Origin of the sequence: Albimonas pacifica (assembly GCF_900113695.1) — a bacterium.
Taxonomy (GTDB): Bacteria; Pseudomonadota; Alphaproteobacteria; order Rhodobacterales; family Rhodobacteraceae; genus Albimonas; species Albimonas pacifica.
Genome location: NZ_FOQH01000051.1, coordinates 1 through 2514 on the forward strand (window position 1 = coordinate 1; position 2514 = coordinate 2514).

3 protein-coding genes are annotated in these 2514 nt (G+C 72.2%); all 3 read left to right on the top strand.

Annotated features, from left to right (window positions below; genetic code table 11):
- The first annotated feature begins 148 nt into the window (after positions 1 to 148).
- Genes tnpA through tnpC form a run of 3 tightly spaced genes read left to right on the top strand, consistent with a single transcriptional unit; the run spans position 149 to position 2485 of the window.
- Positions 149 to 505 carry an IS66-like element accessory protein TnpA gene (gene tnpA, locus BM064_RS26520; protein ID WP_245779310.1) on the top strand — a complete coding sequence of 119 codons (357 nt, stop codon included), beginning with the start codon at positions 149 to 151 and terminating at the stop codon, positions 503 to 505.
- Between the two features lie 26 nt (positions 506 to 531).
- Positions 532 to 858 (top strand): IS66 family insertion sequence element accessory protein TnpB, encoded by a 327-nt coding sequence (tnpB, locus tag BM064_RS26525; RefSeq protein ID WP_245779311.1) that lies wholly within the window; start codon positions 532 to 534, stop codon positions 856 to 858.
- Positions 859 to 913: 55 nt separating this feature from the next.
- The gene (gene tnpC / locus BM064_RS26530) at positions 914 to 2485 is read left to right on the top strand and encodes an IS66 family transposase (RefSeq protein WP_092866590.1); all 1572 of its coding nucleotides are present in this window, start codon (positions 914 to 916) and stop codon (positions 2483 to 2485) included.
- Positions 2486 to 2514 lie beyond the last annotated feature (29 nt).

Consider the following 2514-nt stretch of genomic DNA (forward strand, 5'->3'; position numbering starts at 1 on the left):
GTAAGCGGGGCGGGCGCCCCCTGTCTGGCTGAGCGCGCCCGGTGATGGTCCCCTTGCCGACGATTTGTTCGGGCATGGGAGCGCCGCTTTGCAAAGAGGTTTGCAGCGTAGACTGGCCAAAGATGGTGATGCGCCGGGCCGGGTCGAGGTGCTCGATCATCCCGGCGGTCGCCGGTTCTGGAGCGACGAGGCCAAGGGCCGGATCGTGCTGGAGAGCCATGCAGCGGGCGTGCGTGTGGTGGACGTCGCACGGCGGCACGGGGTGGCGCCGCAGCAGGTGACGACCTGGCGGCGCGAAGCCCGGCAAGGCAAGCTGGCGCTGCCGGTCGAGGACGATGCGGGGTTCGCGCTGCTGGCGCTTGAGGACGCGTCGCCGCCGCCGTCCAGGGCCGCGCCTGGGGCCGCCATCGAGATCGAGCAGGACGGCGTCACGATCCGGCTCCCGGCCGACGCGGCCCCCGAGCGGATCGCGGCGGTGGCGGTCGCCCTGCGCCGGGCGCGATGATCGTCCCGGCGCAAGCCGTCCGGGTCGTGGTCGCGACGAAGCCGGTGGACTTCCGCAAGGGCCATGACGGGCTCGCCGCCGTCGTGGAGCGGGACCTCGGCCTCGACCCGCATTCCGGGCTGATCGTGGTGTTCCGCTCGAAGCGCGGCGACCGGATCAAGGTGCTGCTGTGGGACGGCAGCGGGCTGGTGCTGATCTACAAGCGGCTGGAGGAGGGCAAGTTCGCCTGGCCTGCGGTCCGCGATGGGGTGATGCGGCTGTCGCGCGCCCAGTTCGAGGCGCTGTTCGACGGGCTCGACTGGCGACGGATCTACGGCCCCCGGCGTCCACGCCGCCCTGCTGCGGCGGAGTGAATCACGCCGCCCGCAGGGGTGCCTCACCCGCGACGCCGCCAGCTATGCTGCGAGCATGGCCCCGCCCGAGGACATCGACCTGAGCGCCCTGCCGCCAGCGCTGCGCGCCGCCTTCGAAGTCGAGCGCGCGGCGCGTCTGGCTCTGGAGGCCGAGGTCGCCGCCCTGGCCGAGCGGAACCGGCGGCTCGACCATCTGGTGAGGGAACTGCGCCAGGCGATCTACGGCAAGAGGTCCGAGAAGCTGGCCGCCGACGAGCGGCAGCTGAGCTTCGAGGACCTGGAAACGGCGATCTCGGAGGTCGAGGCCGCGCCCGCGGGCGCGAAGCCCGCCCGGGCCGTCACGCCCGCCGCGGCCCGTCGGAACATCGGCCGCCTGCCTGCCGATCTTCCCCGGATCGAGCGGGTGATCGAGCCGGAAAGCACGCTCTGTCCCTGCGGCTGCGGAGAGATGGCGCGGATCGGCGAGGATCGCTCCGAGCGTCTCGACATCATCCCCGCTCAGCTGCGCGCCATCGTGACCATCCGCCCCCGCTACGCCTGCCGGCGTTGCAGGGGCGCCGTGGTCCAGGCGCAGGCGCCCGCGCGGCTGATCGAGGGCGGGCTGCCGACCGAGGCGGCGCTCGCCCATGTCCTGGTCGCCAAGTATGCCGACCATTTGCCGCTCTACAGGCAGGCGCAGATCCTAGCGCGCTCGGGCGTCGAGCTGGACCGCTCGACCCTGGCCGGCTGGGTCGGCAAGGCCGCCTTCCACCTCGGCCCGATCGTCGATCGGATGGCCGAAGAGCTGAAGCGCGGGGACCGCCTCTTCATGGACGAGACCCCGGCGCCGGTGCTGGACCCGGGACGAGGCAAAACCAAAACCGGATACCTCTGGGCGCTGGCGCGGGACGACCGTCGCTGGGGCGGCGCCGATCCGCCCGCTGTGGTCTATGGCTACGCGCCCGGTCGCGGCGCCGAACATGCCGAGCGCCTGCTGCATGGCTTCGCCGGTGTGCTGCAGGTCGACGGCTATGCCGCCTACAAGACCGTCAGCCGCGGTCGGGGGCCGGAGGCGCCCCTGCGCCTCGCCCACTGCTGGGCGCACGGCCGACGCAAGCTGCGCGAGGTCTTCGACCGCGACGCCTCGCCGATCGCCGAGGAGGGCATGCGCCGCATCGCCGAGCTCTACGCCATCGAGGCCGAGATCCGCGGCCAAGGCGCCGACGCGCGCCTCGCCGCCCGGCAAGCCCGGTCCGTCCCGCTGGTCGAAGCCTTCCGCACCTGGCTGGACGCGGCCCGCGCCAGGGTCTCGGCCAAGTCCCGGGTCGGCGAGAAGCTCGCCTACTTCGCGCGCCACTGGGACGGCCTGGTTCTGTTCTTGGGCGACGGCCGCATCGAGATGGACACCAACCCGGTCGAGAACGCGATCAGGCCCCTGACGCTGAACCGCAAGAACGCGCTCTTTGCCGGCCATGACGAAGGCGGGCGGGCCTGGGCCCGCATCGCCTCGCTGATCGAGACCTGCAAGCTCAACGGCGTCGATCCCCTCGCCTGGCTCACCGCCACGCTTGAGGCCATCGCCGCCGGTCATCCCAACAGCAGGATCGACGACCTTCTCCCCTGGAACTTCCAGCCCTCGTCAAGCTGACGGCAGCAGGGCGCCCTCGAACCGCTTAC